Here is a 26,577-nt window from a genome sequence, read left to right on the forward strand (position 1 = left end):
TGGCGCTGCTAGCACCATCTAGGCCGGTATAACTACCTCCTCGCTCATTCACTCTCACCGCTCATTCCCGCTTCCCACCCTTCCTATCCCACCCATGAATCTCGAATTCAACAAGAACGAAGACAGCAGTAAGCAACTGAATTTTCAGCTCCAGCAGCGCCTCAAACGCGTGCAGCTTGGCGGCGGCGAAAAGCGCATTGCGGCCCACAAAAGCAAAGGCAAGCTGACCGCCCGTGAGCGAATCGACTACCTGCTCGATAAGGATTCGGAAACCATTGAAATTGGGGCCTTCGCCGGCGAGGGGATGTACCCGGAGGAGGGCGGCTGCCCTAGCGGTGGCGTGGTAGTAGTAGTGGGATGGGTGCAAGGCCGGCAGTGCGTGGTAGTGGCTAACGATGCCACCGTGAAGGCCGGCGCCTGGTTCCCGATTACGGCTAAGAAGAACCTGCGGGCTCAGGAAATCAGCATCGAAAACAAGCTGCCCATCATCTACCTCGTCGACTCGGCGGGGGTGTACCTGCCCATGCAGGACGAAATCTTCCCCGATAAGGAACACTTCGGCCGCATCTTCCGCAACAACGCCGTGATGAGCAGCATGGGCATTGTGCAGCTGGCCGCCATCATGGGCCCGTGCGTGGCCGGTGGCGCCTATCTGCCCATTATGAGCGACGAGGCCATGATTGTAGATGGTACCGGCTCGGTATTCCTGGCGGGCTCCTATCTGGTGAAGTCGGCCATTGGGGAGAGCATCGACAACGAAACGCTCGGCGGGGCCACTACCCACTCCGAAATTTCGGGCGTGACGGACTATAAGTTTGCCAATGACGAAGAGTGCCTCGACCATATCCGGAACATCTTCGATAAACTGGGTGGGCAGGCTACGGCCGGTTTCTCGCGCAAAGCCGCCGCGCCGCCTAAAGAGAACCCCCAGGAGATTCTAGGCCTGTTGCCCGCCGACCGCGCCAAGCCCTACGACATGATGGACATCATCAACCGCTTGGTCGATAACTCGGAGTTTGAGCCTTACAAAGACCTATATGGCCAAACGCTGATTTGTGGCCTAGCGCGCATTGATGGTTGGGCCGTGGGCATTGTGGCCAACCAGCGCAAAATTGTGAAGACCAAGAAGGGCGCCATGCAGATGGGCGGCGTTATTTACAGTGACTCAGCCGACAAAGCCGCGCGCTTCATCATGAACTGCAACCAGAAGAAGATTCCGCTGGTGTTCCTGCACGACGTGTCGGGCTTCATGGTGGGCTCGCAGAGTGAGCATGGCGGCATCATTAAGGACGGCGCCAAGATGGTGAATGCCATGAGCAACTCGGTAGTGCCGAAGTTCTCGGTTATCATCGGCAACAGCTATGGAGCCGGCAACTACGCCATGTGCGGCAAGGCCTACGACCCGCGCCTGATTGTAGCGTGGCCTACCGCCCAGCTAGCCGTGATGAGCGGCGCCGCCGCCGCCAACACCCTTCTCCAAATCCAGGTTGCCTCCCTAAAAGCCAAATGCGAGGAAATTACGCCCGAAGCCGAGAAGGAACTGCTAGACCGCATCAAAGCTCGCTACGACGAGCAACTGTCGCCCTACTACGCCGCAGCCCGCCTCTGGGTAGATGCTATTATTGACCCGCTGGAAACTCGCAAAGTCATTTCCCAAGGCATATCCATGGCTAACCATGCGCCGATTGAGAAGGCCTACAACGTGGGTGTAATTCAGGTTTGATTCATATTGTAAATAAGTTTGTATGTTATTTCGAATAAAGAAATCATATAAGTCGTCAATGACGACAGATCAGGTATATCAGTTTCTAGAATATATATCGTTAAAAGAATCGGGTATATGGAAGCTAAAAAGTAAAGCCTACGATGTCAAGGTTGACGGGACTCGTTTTTTAATAAGAAAGCGTGGAGGAGGTGCTAATGGCGCTATTCAGCCACTTATAAAAGGCCAAGTTGTGCAAACTGATTTTGTGCAACTTAATTTAGATATAAAACCATCATACCATATTATTCTGTTTAGCTTTTTGGCTGGTTTTATATCATTGTTTTTTATTCTATCTGATGATAAAATGACTATTAATAATGAGTTTAGAGCCCCTACCTTGCTTGAGAGAATAGGTATGGCATTGTTTGTTTTATTAATACCTGCAGTTATATCATATTTCAAAACTATTCAGCCAGTTCAAAATGCAGAAAAATGGTTAATTAGGAGGTTGAAGCTTGAACCGATATTTAATTAACAGTTCTACTGTGCGGCCCGCCAGCACCACCCGGTGCTGCGGGCCGCTTTCATTAGGATATGCCGCAATATTCCGTTTTCTAGATACCTTTTGTCGTGATACTACTTATTTTATCCAGATGAAAAGAATACTATGCCTACTGCTGTTGGCGGGCAGTATAAATTCAGCTCTAGGCCAGTCTGCTAAGAAGCAGAAGGTGTTTACGGAGGACATTGACCGTTTTTGGGTGGCCTACGACAGTATCCGGACCACAGCGAACCGCACTAAGCAGCTGGCCTACATCAACAACTTGTATATCAAGCCGGGTACTGAGGGGCTGGCGGCGTTCATGAAGGCGCGTGACTATTCGGCGGAACTGTGGGTGGACCTGATTAACAAGCTGCCAAAGTATTGGGCATCCATCCGGCCGAATACGCTGGCGGTGAAAACGAAAACCAAGGATATTGAAAAGAGCATTCGGCGGTTTAAGCGGCTGTATCCGGAGATGCGGGAGGCCAGCATGTACTTTACCATCGGTGGGTTGCGCTCGGGCGGTACGGTAGATGGGAGTAAGGTGCTTATCGGGACAGAAATAGCTACCGGAAATGCGCAAACAGATGTTTCGGAGTTTAAGAATCCGTGGCTGCCGGGCGTATTCAAGGAGCAGTCCATGGACAACATCGTTCCGCTGAACGTGCACGAATACGTGCACACCCAACAGCACGAGGGTGGGGCCAACCTGCTAGGCCAGTCGCTGAAGGAGGGTGCCTGCGACTTTGTAACCGAGCTGATTATGGGTAAGCCGCTCCAGGGGACTTACTTTACCTATGGGGCCGCCCACGAGCAGGAGCTGCGGGAAGCGTTCAAGCAGGAAATGTTTACCACTTATTATGCCCATTGGCTGTACAACGGCTCCACCGCCAGCACCACCGCCGATTTGGGCTATTACATGGGCTATGCCATCAACAAGGCCTACTATGCGCCGGCCAAGAGCAAGCGGCAGGCGGTGAAGGAAATAATCGAGCTGGACTATGCTAACCCGGAAGCCGTAGAGCGCTTCGTGAAGCAGTCGGGCTACTACCCCGAAGGCTGGGACAAAGCAGCACTGTTGGCCGGGTTTACGGCTCGCCAGCCGGTGGTGTTAGGCACTCTGCCCGCTACCAATGGCACCGCAGAACTCGACGCTACTGACCGGACATTAGTAATTCAGTTCGATAGAGAAATGGGGGAGGGGATGTCATTCAGCCCTGGTCCTCGCGGCAAAGAATACTTCCCGCTGAAAAAGCCCGTAGGCTTTTCTACTGACCACAAGTCTTTTACCGTGGAGATGGAGCTGCAGCCTCACCACGAATACGAGTTTGTCGTGACCGTGATGCCGCGCGGCTTCATCTCCAAAGACGGCTACCTGCTGCGGCAGGACTATCCCATTAGGTTCAAGACAAAGTAGAGGGGGCTCGGTAAGAGGAAGCAATATTTTGTCTGTAATCTATGTCTGCTTCTACTTTAAAACTGCTCTTCGTTTGTACAATCAACCGTATGCGAAGCGCTACCGCACAGAAATTGTATCAGGAAGATCCGCGCTTCGAAGTAAAATCTGCTGGCACGGCAGCTTCAGCACTGCAGGTACTGAGTACTGAGCTTCTTGATTGGGCCGATACGGTGATAGTTATGGAGAAAGGACACCGCAATTTTATCCGGAAGCATTTCCCCTTAGTGTATCAGCAAAAGAGAATTGTCTGCTTGTATATTCCTGACGAGTACGATTTCATGCAACCAACCTTGCAATACTTGCTGCGCGAAAAAGTAGAGGATGTTTACCGTCGTGGGTTATTAGGCTGATTTCGGGCGATAGAATAGAGTCAAACTTCTCGGCCACCTACCTTTGCGGCCCACTCCAAAACATCTTCGCCGTGACCGACCAGAATACCGCCGCTTTTGACAAGGCCCGCACCGGCCTCTGGACCAGCCTGCAAAAGCACCTGACGGCCGTGTATGGCGCCGAGAAAACCTTCCTGGCCGCCACTGCTTTCGTAGAGGCGTTTCCGTTTGCGCTGCACTCAGCCACCGAGGAGCAGCAGGCCGACTACGCCAGCGCCCGCCGTGGCCTCCGCGATTTGTACACCGACGAAACCAACCAGCTCGACACGCTGGTAAAAGCCATCCGCACTAAAGGGTACTCCGAGGATCAGAAGAAGCAGCTTTACCTCCTTATTCTGGGGTACATGGATATTGCCGCTTCGGTGTTTGAGCTGCTGATTACCCATGTGCCCGCCAAGCAGCCCGAGGATGAGGAGCTAGCTGCCACAGTGGCTAAGTTTGAGCGGGTGCGGAAATTTGCCCGCCTGAATGTGAAGGGAATAGCGGGGCTACTGGCCTAGAAAGCAGCGTTCCGAAAAGGTGTTATCTTCCAGGGAAGTCCACCTCGTAACCCTTTTCGCCATGACCGCCGACTACCTCACCAGCGTCCGGAAACAGTTCGAGTACTACAAGCAACTGGGGGAGAAAACTTCGCCCAACTCCCCGACGAGGCCCTGTTCTGGCAGTACAATGCCGAGAGCAACAGCATTGCCACCATCGTAAAGCACCTGTGGGGCAACATGCTCTCCCGCTGGACGGACTTTCTGACCACCGACGGTGAGAAGGAGTGGCGTCAGCGCGAAGCCGAGTTTGACAACGACATTCAGAGCCGGGAAGAGCTACTAGCAAAGTGGGAGCAGGGGTGGCAGTGCCTGTTTGCGGCGCTGGATTCCGTCACGCCCGAAAACAGCCACCAGACGGTGTACATCCGCAACCAGGGTCATTCCATTACGGAGGCCATCAACCGACAGCTGGCTCACTACCCGTACCACATCGGGCAGATTGTGTTTATCGGGAAGATGGTGCGCAACGGGGAGTGGCAGTCGTTGTCGATTCCGCGGGGGAATTCCCAGGCCTACAACGCCGAGAAGTTTGCCCAGCCCGCGCGCAAAGCGCATTTCACCGATGAGTACCTGAAAGGCACCGCCCGGGAGGCCTAGCCAGAATTTACGGCTGAGCTTGGTTGCCATATTTTATGCGGCCCCGACGGCAACCTTCCCGTATAGCCCTCAGACATAACCCCTGAAGACTATGGCGAAGAAGACTGTCTCGGAAATTATAGTAGATACCCTGATTGCGGCGGGCGTGAAGCGTGTGTACGGCGTGGTGGGCGACTCCCTCAACGGCATCACCGACGAAATTCGGGCGCGAGAAGGTATTGAGTGGATCCACGTTCGGAATGAAGAAGCCGGGGCGTTTGCCGCCGGGGCCGAGGCCCACGTAACGGGTACCCTGGCAGTGTGCGCCGGTAGCTGCGGCCCCGGCAACACCCACCTGCTTAATGGTCTCTATGACTGCCACCGCAGCCGCGTGCCGGTGCTGGCCATTGCCGCCCAAATCCCCAGTATCGAAATAGGAACCCAGTATTTCCAGGAAACTCACCCCGAGAACACCTTCAAGGAGTGCAGCGCCTACTGTGAGCTGATAGGCCACCCCGACCAAACCGTGCGCACCACGGAAGTAGCCATTCAAACGGCCCTCACCCAGCGAGGCGTGGCGGTGATAGTAGTGCCCGGCGACATCAGCCACCAGAAGACGGAAGCCCCGGAGCCGCGCCTGCCCGTATTGCGCAGCCGCGCCACCCTAGTGCCCGCTATCGAAGACCTGCGCGCCGCCGCCGACCTGTTGAATACTTGTGATAAAGTGACTATTATGGCCGGAGCTGGCTGTGCAGATGCCCATGCGGATTTGCTGCAAGTAGCCGAAGCTCTGGGTGCCCCCGTAGTACACGCCCTGCGCGGCAAAGAGTACGTGGAGGCCAACAACCCCTACGATGTAGGGCTGAGTGGCCTACTGGGCTTCACTTCGGGCTATGAGGCCCTAATGGCCGCCGACGCCATGCTGTTGCTCGGCACCGACTTCCCCTATACTCAGTTCCTGAATCAGGAAGCGCGCAACGTGCAGGTTGACGTACGAGGCGAGCACATTGGTCGTCGCGCTCGGGTAGAGGTAGGCCTAGTGGGTGATGTGGCTGCTACTCTGCAAGCCCTGCTGCCGTTGCTCAACCATAAATCGGACCGCCGCCACCTGGAAAAGGCCTTGGATAACTACCGTGAGGCCCGCCAAGACCTAGACGAACTGGCTACCGGGGAGCCCGGCGACACCAGCATGCACCCGCAGTACGTGGCGCGCCTGCTGAATGAGCAAGCCGCCGAAGACGCCATTTTCACCTGCGACGTAGGTACTCCCACCATCTGGGCAGCACGCTACCTCCGCTTCAACGGACAGCGCCGCCTCATTGGCTCCTTCAACCACGGCAGTATGGCCAACGCTATGCCCCAGGCCCTGGGCGCACAACTGGCCTACCCCAACCGGCAGGTAATTGCGCTGGCCGGCGACGGTGGTTTTGCCATGCTCATGGGCGAGTTGCTGACGCTCAAGCAGCTGAAGACACCCGTGAAAGTGGTCATCTTCAACAATAACAGCTTGGGCTTTGTGGAGCTGGAAATGAAGGCGGCCGGTATTCTGGAATATGGCACCGAGCTAGAAAACCCCAACTTCGCGGCCCTAGCCGAAGCCGCTGGGGTGCGCGGCATCCGCGTCACTGACCCTGCCGATCTGCCCACGGCCATTACTGAAATGCTGGCCCACCCCGGCCCCGTTATTCTCGATGCCGTTGTGAAACGCACAGAGCTCTCCATGCCGCCCACCATCGACGCCAGCCAGGTGAAGGGCTTCAGTCTCTACACGCTCAAGGCTATTATGAATGGCCGAGGAGATGAGGTGCTGGAAATGGCCAAAACCAATCTGTTGCGGTAGACTAACCCGTCATGTCGAGCTTGTCGAGGCCTCTCGCGTGCTGACGTTGCCCGCTAGCTCGCCCTAAAAGCACGTCATCCTGAGCTTGCGAAGGATCTTATCACGTTAGTACGCAGCGCTAGGCCAGTCGTTCATACGGGGTAAGATCCTTCCTGCGTCAGGATGACGTGCTAATTGGGCTGTTCTAGACTAGTTTGATTACTACCATAACCTCAGCACGCGAGATGTCTCGACAAGCTCGACATGATGGGTAGTTAGTACATCGCCTACACAGCCCACTGTTATAACGCCTAGGCCAGTATGTATAGTTGGCCTAGGCGCTTTGGGAAATATAGTATCTGGCTGATTGAACATTCTGATGGCCGCCAGGTGTTATTTCCAGGCAACTTGCCGTGATGAAACCGCGTCGGTTGCGTTTATTTGCCCTTCTCGTATGCCGGGCGGCCTGCGCCGCCGACCCGCAGCTTAGCTACATGACCAACAAAGAAATCAAAGCCCTCATCTCGCTGCTTGACGATCCGGAAATTGCCCCGCAGATTCAGGAGAAAATCCAGACGCTGGGGGAGAGCATCATTCCGTTCCTCGAAGAGTCGTGGGAAGAAACCCTGGATACTCAGCAGCAGCAGCGGCTCGAAGATCTGATTCATCACTTACAGTTTGATGGCCTGCAACAACGCCTGCGCGTGTGGCGCGACTCCGGTGGTGAGAACCTGCTGGAGGGCATGTGGCTCCTAAACTCCTACCAGTACCCCGACGCCGACTTTCAGGTGCTAAACCGCGCCATTGAGCAACTGCGCTTTGAGGTCTGGACGCTCCTGCAGCCCGAGATGCACCCCGCCGACCAGGTGCAGACGCTGAACCACGTGCTATTCAGAACCCACAAGTTCGCGGCCAACACCCAGAACTTTCATTCGCCGGCCAACTCCATGCTGCACCTAGTGCTGGAAACCCGGCGCGGCAACCCGCTTACCCTGTGCGTGATTTACCTGCTGGTGGCCCAGCGCCTGAAGCTGCCGGTGTACGGTGTGAACCTGCCCAACCTGTTCGTGCTGACGTACCGCCCGGAAAACCCGGCCGTGGAGCCGTTTTACATCAACTGCTACAACCGCGGGTTGGTACTGTCGCGTACCGATATCGAACACTACATCGGCCAGCTCAACCTCACGCCGAACGAGATATTCTTTGAGCCCTGCTCCCATATCGACATTGTGCGGCGCGCCCTACGCAACCTGCAACTGAGCTTTGAGAAGCTGCAGGAGCCCGCCAAAGCCGCCGAAGTAGGCCAGCTCCTTTCTATCCTCACCGACTCGCCTAACACCGACGCGACTCCTGATGAGGAATAGTCTTCCGTTTACTTGAAGCATAAAAAAAGCCTCCCGCTCTACGTAGGAGGCTTTTTTTATGCTTCAAGTAAACGGAAGATAGGACTGGCCTAGTTTTGCTTTATTAGGCAGCCAGCAGCCCGCTTGTCGGTAACGCCGGCGGCGCGCCCGGCCAGCACGTTGTCGAGGGCTTGTTGCAGGTAGCGCTCCTTCACGTAGGCCTCTACTTGGGCGTTGTCGTCGATGGCGCCTTTGTAGCGCACTGCAAATCCGTCGCCTACAGGTTGCAGCAAAATGGCCTCGGGGGTTTTGGTGGCACCCAGCATGGCGCTTACTTTCTGGCCTTCATCTACCAGGAGCGGAACGTCGGCGCCGCCCGTGGTCTTGATTTTAAGCTTTTCGGCATCGGTGCCATCGGCGCTGGCCTCCAAGTTAATGGGCGTGTCGATGAACAAGAACTCTACGCCCCGCCCGCTGTAGCCCGAAGCAAGCGTGCTCAAGCGGTTTTGATACAGGCGCGAGAAGGCGCAGTTGGGGTTCACAAACACCACGACTACCGCTTTCTTGCCTGCGTAGCTCTTGAGCGATACTTCCGTATTAGCGCTGTTCTTGAGGCTAAAATCAGCAACCGAACGGCTGCCTTGAGCCCGGGCTACGCTAACGGCCACCGTACAGAAAAGCAGGGCTGCCGCAGTAATAATCGAGATTCGACGAAGAGACATGCAGGTTGGAAAAATGGTGATTAAGTGATTGAGTGACTTAGTGAGCATGCTGTTCGACTGGCCTAGGGCGCGCCACTGGCGCAGAAAGGAGGTCAAACTCACCACTTCACAAATTCACCATTTCACTGAGGGCGTAAGTTAGGATGTAATTGGGAGGTACGCGCTGGTAGTAAATCTGGTGTTGGCTGCGAGAGTTTTCGAGGAGCAGGTGTCCCGTCAACACACCGGCCTCTCGCAGTCCAAACGGTTCGAGCACTAGTTGCTCTTTCAACACCAGGCCCCGGCGACTGTGCAGTTTGTAAAGCGTCTCCTTGGCACTCCAGTAGAGACTGTATTTCACTGCATCGTCGCCGGCGTCGGCCCGTTCGGCTTCCGATAGAAACCGCGGCGCCAACTGTTGCGCTTTGGTTCTTACCAGCTCAATATCTGTGCCAACCGCCCCGCGGGGGTCTAGCAATACCGCCACCCACTCGCCAGAATGTGAAATAGATAGGCCTAGGCCCGGCAGCTCCGCAAAGTAGGGGCGGCCGTTGGGGTCGTTGTGCAGGGTGGCGGGCGCATCGTTCACTTCCCGCAGAAGCTGATGCGCCAGTACCCGCCCCGCTAGCCACTGCCGGGCGCGCAGCTCGTCGCGGCCATCGGGGTAACGGGCGAGGTAGTGCGGTTGCGCTGGCAGCAGGTCCCACAGCGCCGGAATGGTCTCGGTAAGCTGCCACAGGCCTAGCACGGCCGTTTGCGATACCGGAGTGATGGAGTGTAAAGGCAACTTGACGAGATGAAGTGACGAGATGATGGAGTAGTGAGGTAAAGGTACGGCAGCACAGCGGGTGCTTCGTCCTCGCCATGACAACCGTACCTTTGTTTCCTATTCACCTCCATCACCTTCTTACTCCATCACCTCTTGTCTTCCATTTACCGCCCCCAGGTTCAGAAACTCGCCTCTCTTACCGGTCACCGCGACTGCGTGTACGCGCTGGCGGGCACGCCGGGGCAGGAGGTGTTCTACTCCGCTGGCGCCGATGGGATGGTGGCCGCCTGGAGTGCCGACCACCCGGAGCGCGACGGCGAACTGGTGGCGAAAGTTGAGAACAGCGTGTACGCCCTGCTACACCTGCCCCAGCGAAATCTGCTGCTGCTAGGCCACAACTTCCAAGGGCTGCAGGGCATTGATCTGCAGGAAAAGAAACTGGCCTACGCTACCGCTTTACCGCCCGCCGCCATTTTTGATATGGTGTATTCACAGGCCCGGCAGCGGCTTTACGTAGCTCTCGGCGACGGAACTCTGGCAGTGCTGCGGGCCACTGACTTCAAAGTAGAGCAGTTGCTGAAGCTGTCGGATAAAAGTCTGCGCTGCCTGGCCTTGCATGAGAAGCGTGGCGAACTGGCCGTTGGGGGTTCCGATTGGCTCGTGCGGGTGCTAGATGCCGACTCCTTGCAAGTGAAGCAAGTACTGGAGGGGGCCACCAACTCGGTATTCACGGTGGCCTACGCGCCCGATGGCCGCACCCTCTTTACGGCCGGCCGCGACGCTCACCTGCGCACTTGGGATGTGGCGGCTGGCTACCAGTCCGCGGCCAGCGTGGTGGCCCACATGTTCACCATCAACCACGTGGCCTTCTCACCCGATGGGCAGTACTTCGCCACCTGCAGCATGGACAAAAGCATCAAGCTCTGGGATACGGCTACACTCACGCTCCTGCGGGTGCTTGATAGGGCTCGGCACGCTGGGCACGGCACCTCCGTAAACAAGTTATTTTGGCCGGGAAGGCAGAATAGGCTAGTTTCGTGTAGCGACGACCGCAGCCTCGCGGTCTGGGAGCTTAGTAGTGAGTAGTGAGAAAAAGGAGGCAGCAGTGGCCTAGGCCACTACCCGTAGCCATCTTATTTCCCGTACCCGGTTCCTGGCTACTCAATACCTAATCCGCAGTACCACCCATGAAAATTACCGCTCTCGATATCCGGCAGAAAACCTTTGAAAAAGCCTTCCGCGGCCTTGATAAGGACGAAGTACAAGCCTTTTTGCTCACGCTTTCTCAGCAGTGGGAGCGGATGGGCGACGAAAACCGGGAGCTACGCCTGAAGCTCGACCACGCCACGCAGGAGGTGAGCAAAATGCGGGAGGTGGAAACCAGCCTCTACCGCACACTCAAAACAGCCGAAGACACTGGTAACAGCATCACCGAGCAAGCCCAGCGCGACGCCCAGCTGCGCATTCGGGAAGCCCAGCTGCAGGCTGAACAGCTCCTGGCCGATGCCCGCCAGAAGGCGCGTACCGTGGTAGATGAGGCTTATCAGCAGGCTGAGCGTGCTATTGCCGATATGCAAAAGGAAGTGACTGGCCTAGGCCAGGAATGCCAGCGCCTAGAGAACGTACTGGAAGGGTTGGTGGGTGACCTGCACCGTCTGGCTTCTGATGCGCTCGATAAGGTGGAAAAGGCGAAAGCTCGACCCAAAGCCAGCACCGCCGCCATCCTTTCGCGGGCGGCTAGCGTAAAAGTGAATCGTTCGCAACCCGCCGACGACTCACCTAAAAAAGACGCTACCATGCATACTACTCTTTCCTCTACCTCATCTGTTGCTGCCGTAGCCGGCGGCAACGCTGCTTCCTTCGGTGGCTCAGCGGCCGTAACCGAGCCCCGTTCCGTGGTAGCTCAGCCCGGCGCCTACAACCCCAAGCCCGGCCAGCAACCCGACCCCGGTGCTCCGGCCCAAACGCCCGGCCCCGAAATTGACCGCCCCGGTGCTCCCCGCGAAAACCCCGGCATCTCGCCCGGCCCCCACGTTGACCCCATCGCGCCCTCACACGTGCCCGACCCCATGGCGCCCCAGGTAGACCCCATTGCTCCCGATATTCAGCCCGTAACCCCCAACCACCCCGAAATTGCTCAGCCTTCGCCGGCTACGCACCCCGGTCACCCTGGTATGGCGGCTACCGCTACGCTAGGCGAGAAATCTTTCTTCGACGAAATCTAGCATCAGCTAAACGCGGAAAGATCGTATTCTGCGTCATTTGCTCCTCCGAAGCCTGCCTTTCCGGTAGGCTTCGTTGTTTTGTAGCTGGGAAGAACAACCGGCTAGGCCACTAGCGCGCTTCTCAATTTCACCACTTCACAAATTCACCACATGGGTCAGATTGCACTGGAAGGAATGGAGTTTTTTGCTTTTCACGGGTACTATGATGAAGAGCAGAAAATCGGCAATAAGTATGGAGTTGACCTATATATCGATACCGACCTGCACGCCGCCGGGGCTTCCGACAAGCTGCACGAAACCGTTAACTACGAGGTCCTCTACCGTGTGGTAACCGAAGAAATGCTGGCCCCCGCCCGCCTTCTAGAGCACCTAGGCCACCGCGTAATGGACCGGGTCATGGAGGAATTCCCTTACATCGAGGGCGTGCGCATCAGCGTCTCGAAATTCAACCCGCCGCTGGGCGGCATTTGCCACCGCGCCCGCGTAACGCTGGAACGGCGGCGGGCCTAGATCTAACAGTTCACTAGAAAACGCAAGCAATAAGGCGGCTCCGTGGTGCATGGCACTGCGGAGCCGCTGCTGTTTTAAGGGGGTGATGAAAAATATTTTCCTACCTCTGTAACGAATGGTAAATCGGGTGGTACTCCTGACAACTCTCCCGCCAAAAGCTCTTTCTACCCCGTGCAAAGCCCCAGCGACGAAACCCTGATGGAGCAAGTCCGTGACAACGACCTCGACCAGCTATCCACGCTGTTTGAGCGTTACCAAGGGCTGCTGTTTGGCTTTCTGCTGCGGCTCACCAACGACCGGGACACCGCCCAGGATTTAGTGCAGAACGTGTTTCTGCGCATCCTGAAATACCGGGCCAGCTACCAGTCGACCCATCCGTTTAAGGCCTGGATCTACCAACTGGCCCGCAACGTGTACGCCGACCATTGGAAGAAGCACCACGTGCCGGCCGGCGACCTGGAAGTGGCCGAGCGGACGCCCACCCTGCGCCGCGCTGCCATGGCCGGCGTGGCAGCCTCCTACGATGGGCAGGACGTGCAGGAAGCCTTAGCTCTGCTGCCCTCCGCCCAGCGCGAGATTCTGGTGCTGCACCGCTTCCAGGGCTTCGACTACGCCGAGATAGGGGAGATGCTGGGCTGCTCAGAAGGAGCGGCCCGCGTGAAAGCGCATCGGGCCCTGGAGGCCCTGCGCAAAATTTACTTCAGCTGATTTTTCGACTACCTAGTCATGTTACCGAACGAAAACCATTTGCCTACTTCGCCTGACTGCTCTGACCTGGAGCCGTTGCTGGTGGATTATGCCGCCCGCACCCTGCCGCCCGCCGAGCGGGCCCAGGTAGCGGCCCACCTGGCGCAGTGCCCGGCCTGCCAAGAGAAGGCCGACCAATATAGCATCCTCCTCACTGCTCTTGACGACCTGCCCCCCGTGCTACCACCCATGGGCCTGCGCGACGATTTCCAGGCCATGCTGGCCGCGGAAAAAGCGAAGCTGCCTACCAGCAGCCAGCCTAAGTCACATGAGGCGAAAGTGGTACCAATGCATCCGACCACAGGAACTTCAACGGCATCGAATACCGTGATGTGGCTGCGGATTGCGGCTAGCATTGCACTGCTGGCGGTGGGTACGGTATTCGGGTTGCTGCTGCGTCAGCCGGCCGCGCCAGAAGTAGCGGCCGTTACGCCCGCCGCTGATGCGCAGCAACTGGCGGCCCGGCTCACGGCCGCTACCCAGCAGCCCGCTACGGCCAGCCACCGCATTCAGTTGGTAAGTGAGGCCTCCGGCAACTCCCGCCCCGGCGACCCTACCGTGCTGGTGCTGATCAACACGCTCAATGCTGACCCAAACCCCAACGTGCGTCTGGCAGCGGCTGAAGCCCTCTACCGCCTACGGGCCGACTCCTTGGTAGCTCCGGCGCTCATCCAGGCCCTGCCCGTGCAGACCGACCCCAACGTGCAGATTACCCTGATTGAGCTGCTCGTGAAGCTGCGCGACAAGCAGGCCGTACCCCAACTCAAACGCCTTTCCCAGCGCCCCGACGCGCTACCCGCCGTGCGCGACCAAGCTCGCCAGGGCATTAGCATTCTGATTTAACATTTTCTTCTCTAGTGTGGAAACAGGTCGACAACGGGAGTCCGCGGCTCCCGATTGCCCGACCGAATCCATCTGCAACTGACTCCTTCTTATGAAAAAGCATAGATTTCTTCTCTTCTTCGGCCTGCTGTTAGCCGGCACTGCCGCCCAGGCCCAAGAGTACCGCACCAAGCTCAGCGGCTCCGACCGCAAAGTGGTTATTGAGATGCAGTACGGCAGCGAAGTGACCGTGGAAGGCTACGAGGGCGACGAACTCATCATCAAAGGCGACAAAGCCGAAGAGCCGCCCAAGCGCGCCGAAGGCCTGCGGGCCGTGTATAACTCGGCCGTGGACAACACCCGCATGGGCCTAGCTGTAACTAAGGAGGCCAATACAGTGCGCATCGTGAAAGCGTCGCGTCAAGATGGGCATTACACCATTCGGGTCCCACGTAACGCCGATGTGGTGTACCGGGAAGTGCAGTGGGGCGGCGGGGCTGTACTGCTGCAAAACCTACAGGGTAAGCTGGAAGTGGCTATGAAGAGCGCCGATGCCAAGCTGCTAAACGTAGCGGGCCCCGTAGTAGCTAACAGTACCAGCGGCGACATCACAGTGCGCTACAACTCCCTGGGCAACGGCCCCAGCTCTATCTCCAACATCAGCGGCGCTATTGATGTGGCCCTGCCCACCGCAACCAAAGCCACGCTGACCATGCGCACCATCTCGGGCGAGGTGTACACCGACTTCGATATTGCTTTGCCTAAACCCGCCAACAGCAATGGCCTGACCCAGATCGGCGGGCAGACGCTCAACGGTGCTATCAATGGGGGCGGCACTTCCATCTCGCTCAAAAATGTGAGCGGCGACGTGTACGTGCGCAAAGCCAAATAGTGCATTCCTAGGCCAGGATCTATTCTTTCACCTTTCTACTTCCTTCCCCATGTTTCGTTTCTTGCTGTTGCTGTCGGTCCTGGTCGGACTGAGCAGCCTGGGAGCTTACGCCCAAAAAGTACTCGAACAAAAGGCCGCTATGCCCTCCGGGCAGCGCCTGAACCTGGAGCTGAAACACGCCACGGCTATAAAAATCCATCCGGCTAGTGGCTCCGAGATGGTACTGCGCGCCACCGTCACCATCAACGGCGGGCAGTTGAATGAGGCCATTACCCTCACCTCCAACAAGACGGCCGAGGGCTATACCATCACTTCGAACCTGGATGAAAAGCTAGTGCAAACCAGCCAGGTAACTACTTGCCCCGATGGCGAAGGTGCTACCCGTTGGGGCGGCAACTGGCGCAATGGCCAAGCTACTGGCGGGGGTATTTGCCTTAAAATGGAAGTAGACGTGGCAGTGCCCGCCGGCGTGGCGGTGCGCGTGAACACCATTAGCGGAAACATTGAAGTTAACGGCGTAACGGCCCCCCTGGACGTGAAATCTATCAGCGGCTTCGTGGATGTAAACTGGCCCGCCCAACAGAACGCCGACATAGCGTTTAAAACTATTACCGGCGAAGTATATACTGATCAAGATATAGCTTTCGTTAATCGCAAGGAAAACCCCATTGTGGGGTACCAGGTGCGCGGTACGCTGGGCAACGGCGGCGGTCCTGCCGTGCGGCTAGAGTCAGTGAGTGGGGATGTCTACTTCCGCAAGCGGAAGTAGCCGGGGGCTGCCAGGCCACGCTATATGCTGCTGGGGTGGCACCCGGCACAAGAGAGTGGCCTAGCAAGAATCTTTAGCAGGGGCAAAAATCTTTGCCTTGGTTAGCTAGGGAATGTAGAAGCAGGTGAGGTATTAAGTTGATAGTCAATAATAAAATAATAAACGAAATATTTCGTAGGTGCACTTGGTTGTATAGAGGCAATACTATATGTTTACCCTACGAAATATTTCGTATTGATAATGTGACCTAAAGCCGCCTCAGCCCTGGGTCACTACACCTCAGCCGGGTAGAGTAAAGGAGGGTATTCCCTGAGTGCTTACGCAGTCAATAACAACTTTTGCCAGGGGTGGCGCTAGGCCACTCCCGGTCCTTTTTCTCTGAGTTTTTCCGCTTTTTCTCTTTCCCCTCGCTACAGCTCCCTGAGTTGCTAGCCAGGTAGTTACGTGCCTTATCAATTTTCTTTTCAGCTTACTTAAGTCGTTGATATGCTTCGTTATACATTCGGATTATGGGCATTTCTGAGCAGCATTTGCATGCTGTGGGCCCAAACGGCCACCGCTGCTGATACGGGCCGCCTCACCGGTACGGTGCTCAATGCCACTACCAAGCGGCCCGTAGAATTTGCGACGGTAACCCTGCTTAGTCCTGGCAGCACCACGCCCATTACCGGGGCCACCTGCGACGACAAAGGCGCTTTTGTGCTGGATAAGCTGGCCGCCGGAGATTATAAGCTGACGGTCAGTTTTGTGGGTTTCGCGACTAAAACCGTGGAAAAAGTAACGGTAGGCACCACCACTGTCTCACTAGGCCAGTTGCTGCTGGCGCCTTCTACTCAGCAGCTCGGGGAGGTGCAGGTAGTGGGGCAGAAGGAGCTGGTAGAAACCCGTGCCGACCGCATAGTCTATAATGCCGAGAAAGATATCAGCAATGCCGGCGCTACGGCGGCCGAAATGCTGCGCAAAGTGCCCCTACTCACCGTAGATGCCGATGGCAACGTGGAGCTGCGCGGCTCTACCAGCGTACGGGTGCTCATCAACGGCAAGCCAAGCTCCATTCTGGCTAGCAGCGTGGCCGACGCCCTGCGCCGCCTGCCCGCCGACAAGGTGAAATCAGTGGAAGTTATTACCTCGCCTTCGGCTAAGTATGACGCCGAAGGCACGGGCGGCGTAATCAACATCATTTTGAAGAAGAACGACCTGACCGGCGTAACGGGCTCGGTAAACCTGTCGGCGGGCACCCGCAACAGTAACTTCAACAGCAGCCTCAGCATCCGCCAGGGCAAGCTCGGCATTAACCCCGAGTTGGGCTCTTACGCGCATTACAACCCTAACCGGGGCAGCGTAGACCGTACCGATTTCCTGGGCGAAGGGCAAACGGCCCGGCTCCTGCAGCAGCGGGAGGGCCGCAACAGTGGGGGTGGCATTTACGGGCGCCTGGGCTTCGACTACGACCTGACCGAGAAAGATGCCTTCAACGTAGGCATCTACACCGACCTCTACCACTCCACGGGCACCCAAACCATCCGGTCGAGCTACGTGGCGCCGCAGACCGTTGACCAGTTCACGCGTGAGATTCGGCGGCCGTGGGGCCCTAACTGGTGGCCCGAGCTGAACCTAAATGGTGGCTACACCCACACCTTCAAGCCCAAGCAGGAGCTAAGCCTGCTGGCCTTACAGAGCCGCTCCGCCAATACCAGCGCCTATAACCTTGATCAAACGCGACCCGAGACTGGCCTAGACTACCTGGAAACCAGCCGGAACAAGCGGCGCAGCCGCGAAACCACCCTGCAGCTCGATTATTCCCAGCCTCTGGATAGCACCAACCTGCTGGAGCTAGGCGCCAAAACCATCCTGCGCAATGAGCAAAGCGACTACCGCATTGAGGCCGACAGCCTCGATGGCCGTGGCCTGGTGTTTGTGCCGGCTCGCTCCAACGAGTTTCGCTACGACCAGAACGTGTTTGCCGCTTACGGTACCTACGGCTTCAGCTTGCCCCAGAATTACAGCATTAAGGCCGGGGCCCGCGTGGAGCATACCCGTGTAAACGGTGACTTCCTATCGAGCAGCACCACGGTGCGGCAGCGCTACACCAACCTCGTCCCGACGCTGACCATTTCCCGCGACTTTGGTAAGGAGAAGGAGCAAAAGATTAAGCTGAGCTACGCCCGGCGTTTGCAACGGCCATCCATCTACATGCTCAACCCATACCTGGATATTAGCAACCGGCGGGTGGCCAGCTCCGGCAACCCCAACCTGACGGCGGAGTTAACCGATGCCTATGAGCTGGGCTACAGCACTACCGTCAAGAAAACCACCCTGAATATTTCGGGCTACTGGCGCCAGACCAACAACGCCTTTCAGCCCTTTGCCAGCAACGTGCCCGCCAGCCAGCTTATCCCCGGCGACACCTCCAACGCGACTATTTTCTACACACGGCCCCAGAACGTGGCCCGCCGCGCCACCTACGGCCTCAATCTGTACGGCTCAACCAAGCTCACCGACAAGTGGACCCTAAACGGAAGCGTAAATGGCTACTACCTGTCGGTGAAAAGCGCCGCGTTGGGTATCGGCAATCAGGGCTGGATTTACAACGGCAACCTCACCTCGGCCTGGACCTTTGAGCACGGCCTGAGCGCGCAAGCCGCAGTGTATGTCAACTCGCCCCGGGTGTTTTTGCAGGGCCGCACCAACGGCAACGTGTGGCATACCCTGTCGGTGAAGAAGGAGCTGTTCGAGAAGAAAGGCAGTCTGTCCTTGGCCGTTGAAAACCCCTTTGCCCGCACCATTCGCTACGCGGCCACGCTGGAACAGGAGGGTGTCTTCGTCTCCCAGGATGTGAATTATGGATATAACCGCGCCGTGCGCCTGAGCTTCAATTGGCAGTTCGGCAAGATGGACTCCGCGCCTGCCAAAAACCGCAAGACCATTCAGAACGACGACCTGCAAGGCGGCAAAGGGTAGGAGAGTGGCCTAGGAAGCGGGGATGATAGCTATCTAAACGCGCACGTCATCCTGAGAGCAGCGAAGCATTTTACCCCGCGTGAATGACTGGCCTAGCGCCTCGTGCTACCGTGACAAGATCCTTCGCTCTGCTCAACATGATGTGCTGAGGTAAGTACACAGAAATATTCGCCTGTTCTTCAGGCATAGGTGCTTGACAATAAATTAATTGGGCGTGCAAAAGTAATATTGTACGAAATAAATCGTAGATTATGCTTGCATGTACGACGCGCTTCGTATATGTTTGATGTACGAACTACTTCGTAGGATAAACAGCCCGCTCATGAACAAGTCACCCGCTCCCAAACCTACTGAATCTGAACTGGAAATTCTGCAAGTGCTCTGGCAATATGGGCCTAGCACCGTCCGGTTCGTCAATGACGAGCTCAGCAAGAAGCGCGACGTAGGGTACACCACCACGCTCAAGCTGCTGCAGTTAATGCTGGAGAAAACCCTGGTTTTCCGCGACGATGAGAGCAAGACCCACATTTACCGGGCAGCCGTGCGCGAGGAGGAAACCCAGGGCCTGCTGCTCGACCGCTTCGTGGAGTCAACCTTCGGTGGCTCGGCCATGAAGCTGGTGATGCAGGCGCTCGGCAACCGCCGCACCTCGCAGGAGGAGCTCCAGCAGATCCGGCGCTTGCTCAACGACATCGAGATTAAGAACGACACCACCCCACCCTCAACCAATGAAGCCCCATGAACTGGCTCGAACAACTCTTGCCGCCCGCGCTGATTCGCGCCCTGGGCTGGACCTTAGTGCACTCGTTGTGGCAGGGCGCGGTGGTTGCGCTGGCCCTGGCCGGGTTGCTGCTGCTGTTGCAGCGGCACCGCGCGGTGGTGCGCTACAACACGGCTGCCGCTGCCTTAGTGGCGCTGCTGGTACTGGCGGGCATCACGTTTGGGCGGTACTATACCGCCGCGCGTGCTGAGCACCAAACCGCAGCAGTAGCGGTAACGACCGATGCTGCGATGCCGGACGCCCCCACTGCCTCTGCAGAGCAACCGGCCGCTGCTACAGTAGCACCTGCAACTACTGCCGTAACAGCTGAGGCGGCCGTGGCTTCGGAAGTTGCGCCGGCTCCGGCTGGCTTGCAGGCGTGGCTCACCTATTTTGATCAGAACCTGCCCGTATTAGTGGCCGCCTGGCTGCTAGGCCTGTTGGCTATGACTCTGCGCTTGCTAGGCGGACTGGCCTACGTGCAGCGCCTGCGCCGCTACCGCGTGCAGCCGCTGGGCCAGGAATGGCAGGAACGCCTAAGCGCCCTTGCCAGTCGGGCCGGCTTGCACCAGCCTATTGAGCTGCTGGAGTCGGCGCTGGTGCGGGTGCCGGTGGTGGTAGGCCACCTGCGGCCCGTGGTGCTGCTGCCTCTGGGCACAGTGACGGGCTTGAGCCAGACGTATCTAGAGGCCATTCTGGCCCACGAGTTGGCCCACGTAGCGCGCCGCGACTATCTGGTGAACTTGCTGCAGTCGGTGGCCGAAACGTTGTTCTTCTATCACCCTGCCGTGTGGTTCCTGACGGCCTGCCTGCGCACTGAGCGCGAAAACTGCTGCGACGACATGGCCACCGCCATGGTGGGCGGCAACCCGCTCACGGTAGCCCGCGCCCTGGCGGCCCTGGCCGAGCTGAGCGCCGTACCGGCCACACCGGCGCAGTTGGCACTGTCGGCGCTGGGGCCCGATGGCTCCGTACTGGGCCGTATTAAGCGGCTGGTGCAGGGCCGCACGGCTCCTACCTTCTCCGAGGGCTTTATGGCCGCGTGCGTAGTGTTGGGTGGTATGGTACTCCTGACCTCGGCGGTAGCCATGGCCGATCCTAGGCCAAACAGCCCCGATGATAAAGAAGGAGGTGCCCTTAGCAAGTTGCCCTTCCTGCAAGCCGCACCCAACACCAACCTAGTAGCGCATAAGGAACTGCTGGATGCCGAAGATGCTGAGGAGGCCGAGGATGCAGTAGAAATACTGGATGAGGCTGCTGCGGCACCTGCCTTGCAGGACGATGATGACGACGACAAAGGCAAGAAGCACCGCAAGCGCAACAAGCAAGTAGTAGTGGTGCAGGAGGGCGCCCGCCGCCCCGGTACTGTCGTTATTGAGAAGGACAAAAAAGGCCGCCTGACGGATCTGTACGTGGATGGTCGGCGCGTAGAAACGGCATCAGTCGATAAGAAGAGCAAGAAAAACAAGCAGGACGTAGAGGTAATTAGCGTGGGCCCCAACGGTCGGGTGTGGAGCAGTGCTACCCCAGGCTCTGATTTCCGTTTCAACGACAATTTCTCTCGTGTGTTTACCGTACCCAGAGGCGGTATAAGCGAGGCCGATTTGAGCCGGATTCGTCGGCAGGCAGAGGCCGGGGCCCAGTTGTGGCGCGTGAATCCGGAGCTGAAAGCCCTGACGTTTAACATCGACCGCAGTGAGCTGGAGCGCACCACGCGCCGGGCGCTGGCTCAAGCCGAGCAGAACTTGCGCGAGGCCCAAGGCAATGCTACCTCCGAAGAAGAAATGGAGCGGCTAGAAAAAGCCCTGGACAAGCTGCGCGACCAGCGCGAAGAAATGGAAGACCGCCTGCGGGAAGGCAGCGGCGCCCACCGCCAATTTGAGGAGCTTAAAGGCCTCAATGGCAACTTCCGGGTGCTGAGTGGTAACGTGCTGCGCCTGGAAGACAGCGAAGCTACCCGCCGCATGGCCGATGCGGCCCGGCGCGAAAGTGAGCTGGCCCGCCGCGAAAGCGACAAAGCTCGGCGCGAGGGTGATGTTGCCCGCCGCATCAGTGAGCTCGACCGCCGCCGCGACCTGGCCTACAAGCAAAAAAATCAGAAGGAAGCCACGCGGCTAGGCCAGGAAATAACGGCCCTGGAGCGGCAGCTAGCAACGGCTCACCGCGAAACCGAGGCTGCCCACCGGGAAACCGAAGCAGCCCACCGCGAAACGGAACGCGTAGAGCGCGAAACCACTCTGCGGGGCTCCGCCCGCGTAGGCACCAGCTTCCGCACCAGCAGTGGGGGAGATGAGGCCCTGCGCCGCGAGTTGCTCAAGGATGGCCTGATTGAGGATGACGGTAACTTCCAGTTCAAGCTTAATAGCACCGAGCTTATCGTGAATGGGAAGAAGCAGCCCGCAGCCGTACACGCGAAATACCTGAAGCTGGTGGAAACCCAAACGGGCAATAAGCTCACGAAGGGCTCGTACAACATTACCCGCAACACCTCTAGCAACAGCAGCACGAGCTACGGTGATGCGCCCGCGCCTCCTAGGCCACCCCGGGCTCCGCGAGCCATGACTCCGCCCGTGCCGCCGGTACCGCCCGTGCCCGCTGCCCCGGCCGCTCCTTCTGCACCAGCCGCGCCCGGTGTGCCAGGTGCTCCTGGTGTTCCCGCCCCTCCAGCGCCACCCCGCCTCGACTCCGACGAAATTCGGGCGGAGCTGCGCAAAGACGGATTGCTGGGTGCCAACGAGAAAGCCTTTCAGTTTCAGCTCAATGACCAAGGACTGACAGTGAACGGCAAAAAGCAATCTGAGGCCCTGACCAACAAGTACCGGCAGATGCTGGATGTCCCGGCTACGAAAGACAGCAAGGGCAGCAAAACCAGCCGCAACATTCAAATAAATGTGAGTGAATAGAGGCCTAGCGCCCCTTAAAAAGGCCACCGCTGCAACGGTGGCCTTTTTTTATCATGAAGTTTATGTGAAGAGGCAACGGTACAGCCCTTGCCGGCATCTATTGCCACATTCCGCGCCCGCTATATACTGGCGCCGCTACCTCGTCCCGACCTGGCCTAGGCCAGTGCCTCGGGTGTTACCCACCCCCTACGTACCCGCTTGTCCCACTTCTCCGCCCACCCACACGCCGTGAATTGCTTCCGTGTGTTCCTGCTACTTTGGCTAACTACGCTCACTGGCCTAGCCCAGGCGCAATCTGCCAGCACCTCCGACAACACGACTACGGCTGCGCAAGCCGCCGTGCCGGCCCCCAAGCGCCAGCTCCAGGCCCTGCGCATCACTGAGGCCATTAAGCTCGATGGCCTGCTGGATGAGCCCATCTGGCAGCAGGCGCCCATTGCCACCGACTTCATCCAGAACCGCCCCAACCCCGGCCCCCACGAGAAGCACCCCACCGAAGTACGCGTGCTCTACGACGACGCCAACCTCTATGTGGGCGCCATCATGCACGATGTGTCGCAGGACTCGATTATGCGGGAGCTAAGTGCCCGCGACGACATTGGCAACTCTGACTTCTTCGGTATTTTTCTGGATACCTACCACGACCAGCTCAACGGCTACAGCTTCATTGTAAGCACGGGCGGGGTGCAGGTAGATGCGCGCTACTCGCCGGCCGGCGGGGAAGATGGCAACTGGAACGCCGTGTGGGACTCGCGCACCACCATGCGCGGCACCGACTGGCTTTGTGAAATGCGCATTCCGTACTCGGCTATCCGCTTCAGCAAGGCCCCGGAACAGGTGTGGGGTCTCAACTTCATGCGCCAGCGCAAGCGCGACAACCAGGCTTTCTTCTGGAATGAGGTGAAGCCCGCCGTCGATGGTTTTGTAAACCAGTGGGGCGAACTGCGCGGCCTCCGCGACATTACGCCGCCGCTACGCCTTTCTCTTACGCCTTACGTTTCCAGCTACGTCAACCACTTTCCGTACCAGGAGCAAGGCACCCGCAACACCAGCACCAGCTTCAACGGCGGCGCCGACGTGAAGTGGGGCATCAACGAAAGCTTTACCCTGGATGCCACCCTGGTGCCCGACTTTGGGCAGGTGCAGAGCGACAACCAGGTGCTGAACCTCTCGCCGTTTGAGGTGCAGTTTCAGGAAAACCGTCAGTTCTTCACCGAGGGTACTGAGCTCTTTAACAAGGGTAACCTGTTCTACTCCCGCCGGGTGGGGGCCACGCCCATTGGGTTTGACAACGTAAGCAGCCAACTGCGCCAAGGCCAGCTAGGCCCCGACGGGCAGCGTAGGCCAGGGGAGGCAGTAGTAAGCAACCCCGGCGTGACGCGCCTGCTCAACGCCACCAAAGTATCGGGCCGCACCAAAAACGGCTTGGGCGTTGGGGTGTTTAATGCGCTCAGCAACGACGTGTATGCTACCGTGCGCGACTCTGTGGATGGGCGCCAGCGCGACGTGCTTACTCAGCCCTTCAGCAACTACAGCATCATGGTGCTAGACCAAAGCCTGAAGAACAACTCCTACGTTTCGCTCATCAATACAAACGTCACGCGCTGGGGCAGCACCTACGATGCCAACGTCACGGGCGGCCTGTTTCGCTTCGCCAACAAGAAGAACAGCTACGCCGTGGATGGCCGGGTGGTGTACTCGCGGCGGCGCGGCAACGTGTTTGCCTCGGAGAAGCAGATCGACGACCAGAACGGCTACAAATACCAAGTGGGCGTGAGCAAGATTAGCGGCAACTTCACTTGGGGCCTGAACCACGGCATTGAGTCGGATACCTACAACCCCAACGACCTGGGCATCCTGTTCGGTAACAACAACATCAGCCAGGGCGTGTATGCAAACTACAACAAATACAAGCCCTTCTGGAAGGTTAATAACCTCTACACGTATTTCAACCTCAACCACTCCCTGCTCTATAAGCCTACCCGCTACCAAAACGCGAACGTAGCGGCCGGCTTCAATACTACCTTCACCAAGAACTTCCTGTCGGTGGGGATGGACGTGGACGCTAACCCCGTAACCCACGACTACTACGAGCCTCGCCAGTACCCGCTGGGCGACTACTTTGTGCGGCTGCCGGCCAATGCTAACGTGAGCGGGTACATCTCCTCGGATTACCGCAAAAAATTGGCCCTGGACGTAAGCGGCGGCGTACGTTGGTACGACACCGATGACCGCCTAGAGCGCGCCCGGCCGCGCCGCATGGGCTACGGCTGGAGTATCTCGCCCCGCTACCGCGTCAGCAACCAGCTTAACTTCCGGTACAACCTCGACTGGAACTTGAAGCAAAACCAGGTGGGCTACGTGAACGGCGATTTGGATGAGAGCCTACCCGACGATGCAGCTTTCCGGAAAAACTACCCCACCGATGTGTTGCTAGGCCGCCGTCGTGTGCTCACGGTCACAAATACCCTTTCGGGAGCTTATACCTTCAACAACCGCATGTCGCTGACTATCCGCACGCGGCACTACACTAGTACCGTGAACTACGCCGACTTCGCCCGTCTCGGGAAAAACGGCCAGGAAGTACTGGTAGATTACCGCCGCAACCGCGACAACACCTTCAATGCCTTCAACGTGGATGCCGTGTACTCGTGGTGGTTTGCGCCCGGCTCGCAGGTGAGCATCGTGTGGAAGAACGCCAGCTCCTCCTTCCTCGAAGCCAACGAGGCCACGCCGCTTTACTTCGATAACCTGAACAACACCATCAATACCCCGCACAACAACAACATATCCATTAAGATCCTGTACTACCTCGACTACCTGATGATTAAGCGCCGCCTAGCTAGCTAGGCCAGTAGATTGCCACTAACAGCATCTTTAAAGCCGAACGTCATGCTGAGTGGAGTCGAAGCATCTCTACTGGAGCTACTCAAAGAAGTAAGCCAGAGGTAGAGGTGCTTCGACTCCGCTCAGCATGACGTTCTATTTACGCTCATCGCGAAACGGAATTTGCGGTATAGTGGCCTACTGGCCTAGCAGTTCCTCTGCGGCCCCGAAAGCCGACTTGCGGCCGTTCATGACCTGCTCCCGGATTTCGGGGAGGCGGGCGGCAATATCGGGGCGGGCGTAGAAGCGGGTTTCCAGGGTTTCGCGAATGGTTTCGTGGAGCCAGTGCAGGTTCTGCTCTTGGCGGCGACGCTGGAAGTAGCCGCTTTCCTGGGTTTGCTGCACGTACTGCTCAATCAGCTGCCACACAGCCGGTACGCCCGCCCCTGTGAGGGCCGAGGACACCGTAACCACGGGGCTCCACTGCGAGGGGGCCAGCGGAAACAGGTGCAAGGCATTCTGATACTCCACGCGGGCCCGGCGGGCGGCCTGCTCGTTGCCGCCATCGGCTTTGGTGATGGTTACGGCGTCGGCCATTTCCATGATGCCCTTCTTGATGCCCTGCAGCTCGTCGCCGGCGCCGGCCAGCATCAGCAGCAGGAAGAAATCGACCATGCCGTGCACTGCGGTTTCGCTCTGGCCTACGCCCACGGTTTCCACGAATATCACGTCGTGGCCGGCGGCTTCGCAGAGCACCAGGGCCTCGCGGGTGCTGCGCGTGACGCCCCCGAGGCTGCGGCCAGCGGGGGAGGGCCGGATGTAGGCCTGCGGGTGGGCGGCCAGCTGGTTCATGCGGGTTTTGTCGCCGAGGATGCTGCCGCCGCTACGCTGGGAGGTGGGGTCAACGGCCAGCACGGCCAGGCGGTGGCCTTGCTCGCGCACCAAGTGCAGGCCTAGCGCCTCAATAAATGTGCTTTTGCCCACGCCCGGCACCCCCGTAATGCCCACCCGCACCGACCGGCCCGCGTAGGGCAGCACCGCATCGAGCACCTGCTGGGCCAGGGCCTGGTCGGAGGGCAGGGTGCTTTCCACCAGCGTAATGGCCCGGCTCAGCAGCACGCGGTTGCCGGCCAGAATGCCATCGGTGTACTCAGAAACGGAAAAGCGTTTTGCCAAAGCGAAGAGAAATGTGCCGGAAGCTTCGTTAGTTTTGAAGCCGTTACCGATTGCCTACGTAAAGTAGGCGGGCAGTGGCCTAGAAGGTCAGCTCCAGGGTATCGGCCCCAAACTAACGAAGCTTCGGCCACAATTCCGT

The 26,577-nt window shown here is 58.0% G+C and carries 21 protein-coding genes and 1 pseudogene; 19 read left to right on the top strand and 3 right to left on the bottom strand.

Going from position 1 to position 26,577, the window contains the following annotated elements; translation table 11 throughout:
- Positions 1-94: 94 nt before the first annotated feature.
- The 8 genes and pseudogenes from EU556_RS05630 to EU556_RS05665 all read left to right on the top strand — a co-directional run bounded on the left by EU556_RS05630 (position 95) and on the right by EU556_RS05665 (position 8,398).
- A complete protein-coding gene (locus EU556_RS05630) occupies positions 95-1,723 on the top strand; it encodes an acyl-CoA carboxylase subunit beta (protein ID WP_135431855.1) in 1,629 nt (542 codons plus the stop codon).
- A 58-nt stretch (positions 1,724-1,781) separates the two neighbouring features.
- Complete coding sequence (locus EU556_RS05635; protein ID WP_135431857.1) at positions 1,782-2,240, top strand: hypothetical protein; 459 nt, start codon at positions 1,782-1,784, stop codon at positions 2,238-2,240.
- Positions 2,241-2,358: 118 nt separating this feature from the next.
- Positions 2,359-3,666, top strand: a complete 1,308-nt coding sequence (locus EU556_RS05640; protein WP_135431859.1) for a hypothetical protein — start codon at positions 2,359-2,361, stop codon at positions 3,664-3,666.
- Positions 3,667-3,707: 41 nt separating this feature from the next.
- Positions 3,708-4,058 carry a low molecular weight protein tyrosine phosphatase family protein gene (locus tag EU556_RS05645; RefSeq protein ID WP_135431861.1) on the top strand — a complete coding sequence of 117 codons (351 nt, stop codon included), beginning with the start codon at positions 3,708-3,710 and terminating at the stop codon, positions 4,056-4,058.
- Between the two features lie 71 nt (positions 4,059-4,129).
- The gene (locus EU556_RS05650; protein ID WP_135431863.1) at positions 4,130-4,597 is read left to right on the top strand and encodes a hypothetical protein; all 468 of its coding nucleotides are present in this window, start codon (positions 4,130-4,132) and stop codon (positions 4,595-4,597) included.
- Between the two features lie 61 nt (positions 4,598-4,658).
- A pseudogene (locus EU556_RS05655) lies at positions 4,659-5,236 on the top strand (DUF1572 domain-containing protein).
- A 91-nt stretch (positions 5,237-5,327) separates the two neighbouring features.
- Positions 5,328-7,055 carry a ubiquinone-dependent pyruvate dehydrogenase gene (gene poxB, locus EU556_RS05660; protein ID WP_135431865.1) on the top strand — a complete coding sequence of 576 codons (1,728 nt, stop codon included), beginning with the start codon at positions 5,328-5,330 and terminating at the stop codon, positions 7,053-7,055.
- A gap of 473 nt (positions 7,056-7,528) precedes the next feature.
- Positions 7,529-8,398, top strand: a complete 870-nt coding sequence (locus EU556_RS05665) for a transglutaminase-like domain-containing protein (protein WP_135432637.1) — start codon at positions 7,529-7,531, stop codon at positions 8,396-8,398.
- Positions 8,399-8,487: 89 nt separating this feature from the next.
- Here the strand turns inward: EU556_RS05665 and EU556_RS05670 are convergent, their stop codons facing one another.
- Complete coding sequence (locus EU556_RS05670; RefSeq protein ID WP_167855470.1) at positions 8,488-9,099, bottom strand: redoxin domain-containing protein; 612 nt, start codon at positions 9,097-9,099, stop codon at positions 8,488-8,490.
- 106 nt (positions 9,100-9,205) lie between these two features.
- The gene (locus EU556_RS05675) at positions 9,206-9,865 is read right to left on the bottom strand and encodes a 4'-phosphopantetheinyl transferase family protein (protein WP_167855471.1); all 660 of its coding nucleotides are present in this window, start codon (positions 9,863-9,865) and stop codon (positions 9,206-9,208) included.
- Positions 9,866-10,000: 135 nt separating this feature from the next.
- Here EU556_RS05675 and EU556_RS05680 point away from each other — a divergent pair, with 135 nt between their 5' ends.
- The 11 genes from EU556_RS05680 (at position 10,001) to EU556_RS05730 (ending at position 25,286) form a co-directional block, all read left to right on the top strand.
- A complete protein-coding gene (locus EU556_RS05680) occupies positions 10,001-10,933 on the top strand; it encodes a WD40 repeat domain-containing protein (RefSeq protein ID WP_245327445.1) in 933 nt (310 codons plus the stop codon).
- Between the two features lie 101 nt (positions 10,934-11,034).
- Complete coding sequence (locus EU556_RS05685; RefSeq protein WP_135431871.1) at positions 11,035-12,072, top strand: DivIVA domain-containing protein; 1,038 nt, start codon at positions 11,035-11,037, stop codon at positions 12,070-12,072.
- Positions 12,073-12,222: 150 nt separating this feature from the next.
- The gene (gene folB / locus EU556_RS05690; RefSeq protein ID WP_135431873.1) at positions 12,223-12,582 is read left to right on the top strand and encodes a dihydroneopterin aldolase; all 360 of its coding nucleotides are present in this window, start codon (positions 12,223-12,225) and stop codon (positions 12,580-12,582) included.
- 171 nt (positions 12,583-12,753) lie between these two features.
- Complete coding sequence (locus EU556_RS05695; RefSeq protein WP_135431875.1) at positions 12,754-13,290, top strand: RNA polymerase sigma factor; 537 nt, start codon at positions 12,754-12,756, stop codon at positions 13,288-13,290.
- An 18-nt stretch (positions 13,291-13,308) separates the two neighbouring features.
- A complete protein-coding gene (locus tag EU556_RS05700) occupies positions 13,309-14,172 on the top strand; it encodes a zf-HC2 domain-containing protein (RefSeq protein ID WP_135431877.1) in 864 nt (287 codons plus the stop codon).
- Positions 14,173-14,263: 91 nt separating this feature from the next.
- The gene (locus EU556_RS05705) at positions 14,264-15,043 is read left to right on the top strand and encodes a DUF4097 family beta strand repeat-containing protein (protein ID WP_135431879.1); all 780 of its coding nucleotides are present in this window, start codon (positions 14,264-14,266) and stop codon (positions 15,041-15,043) included.
- 49 nt (positions 15,044-15,092) lie between these two features.
- Positions 15,093-15,812, top strand: a complete 720-nt coding sequence (locus tag EU556_RS05710) for a DUF4097 family beta strand repeat-containing protein (protein WP_135431881.1) — start codon at positions 15,093-15,095, stop codon at positions 15,810-15,812.
- 486 nt (positions 15,813-16,298) lie between these two features.
- Positions 16,299-18,773 (top strand): TonB-dependent receptor domain-containing protein, encoded by a 2,475-nt coding sequence (locus EU556_RS05715; protein ID WP_135431883.1) that lies wholly within the window; start codon positions 16,299-16,301, stop codon positions 18,771-18,773.
- A 322-nt stretch (positions 18,774-19,095) separates the two neighbouring features.
- The gene (locus tag EU556_RS05720) at positions 19,096-19,515 is read left to right on the top strand and encodes a BlaI/MecI/CopY family transcriptional regulator (protein ID WP_135431885.1); all 420 of its coding nucleotides are present in this window, start codon (positions 19,096-19,098) and stop codon (positions 19,513-19,515) included.
- Positions 19,512-22,436: a M56 family metallopeptidase gene (locus EU556_RS05725; RefSeq protein WP_135431887.1), complete on the top strand. Its 2,925-nt coding sequence runs from the start codon at positions 19,512-19,514 to the stop codon at positions 22,434-22,436. The genes EU556_RS05720 and EU556_RS05725 overlap by 4 nt, the downstream gene beginning before the upstream one ends.
- A gap of 228 nt (positions 22,437-22,664) precedes the next feature.
- Entirely contained in the window at positions 22,665-25,286 is a 2,622-nt protein-coding gene (locus tag EU556_RS05730; protein WP_167855472.1) for a DUF5916 domain-containing protein, read from the top strand.
- A gap of 174 nt (positions 25,287-25,460) precedes the next feature.
- Here the strand turns inward: EU556_RS05730 and meaB are convergent, their stop codons facing one another.
- Positions 25,461-26,438, bottom strand: coding sequence for a methylmalonyl Co-A mutase-associated GTPase MeaB (gene meaB / locus EU556_RS05735; RefSeq protein WP_135431891.1), 978 nt, complete (start codon positions 26,436-26,438; stop codon positions 25,461-25,463).
- Positions 26,439-26,577 lie beyond the last annotated feature (139 nt).

The sequence above is a fragment of the Hymenobacter fodinae genome (assembly GCF_004745825.1).
In the GTDB taxonomy this organism is placed as follows: domain Bacteria; phylum Bacteroidota; class Bacteroidia; order Cytophagales; family Hymenobacteraceae; genus Hymenobacter; species Hymenobacter fodinae.

Bases quoted from the DNA above. Each gene is read 5' to 3' on its own strand.
- EU556_RS05630 (WP_135431855.1), top strand. From the start codon at position 95: ATGAATCTCGAATTCAACAAGAACGAAGACAGCAGTAAGCAACTGAAT.
- EU556_RS05635 (WP_135431857.1), top strand. From the start codon at position 1,782: ATGACGACAGATCAGGTATATCAGTTTCTAGAATATATATCGTTAAAA.
- EU556_RS05640 (WP_135431859.1), top strand. From the start codon at position 2,359: ATGAAAAGAATACTATGCCTACTGCTGTTGGCGGGCAGTATAAATTCA.
- EU556_RS05645 (WP_135431861.1), top strand. From the start codon at position 3,708: ATGTCTGCTTCTACTTTAAAACTGCTCTTCGTTTGTACAATCAACCGT.
- poxB (WP_135431865.1), top strand. From the start codon at position 5,328: ATGGCGAAGAAGACTGTCTCGGAAATTATAGTAGATACCCTGATTGCG.
- EU556_RS05665 (WP_135432637.1), top strand. From the start codon at position 7,529: ATGACCAACAAAGAAATCAAAGCCCTCATCTCGCTGCTTGACGATCCG.
- EU556_RS05670 (WP_167855470.1), bottom strand. From the start codon at position 9,099: ATGTCTCTTCGTCGAATCTCGATTATTACTGCGGCAGCCCTGCTTTTC.
- EU556_RS05685 (WP_135431871.1), top strand. From the start codon at position 11,035: ATGAAAATTACCGCTCTCGATATCCGGCAGAAAACCTTTGAAAAAGCC.
- folB (WP_135431873.1), top strand. From the start codon at position 12,223: ATGGGTCAGATTGCACTGGAAGGAATGGAGTTTTTTGCTTTTCACGGG.
- EU556_RS05700 (WP_135431877.1), top strand. From the start codon at position 13,309: ATGTTACCGAACGAAAACCATTTGCCTACTTCGCCTGACTGCTCTGAC.
- EU556_RS05705 (WP_135431879.1), top strand. From the start codon at position 14,264: ATGAAAAAGCATAGATTTCTTCTCTTCTTCGGCCTGCTGTTAGCCGGC.
- EU556_RS05710 (WP_135431881.1), top strand. From the start codon at position 15,093: ATGTTTCGTTTCTTGCTGTTGCTGTCGGTCCTGGTCGGACTGAGCAGC.
- EU556_RS05715 (WP_135431883.1), top strand. From the start codon at position 16,299: ATGCTTCGTTATACATTCGGATTATGGGCATTTCTGAGCAGCATTTGC.
- EU556_RS05720 (WP_135431885.1), top strand. From the start codon at position 19,096: ATGAACAAGTCACCCGCTCCCAAACCTACTGAATCTGAACTGGAAATT.
- EU556_RS05725 (WP_135431887.1), top strand. From the start codon at position 19,512: ATGAACTGGCTCGAACAACTCTTGCCGCCCGCGCTGATTCGCGCCCTG.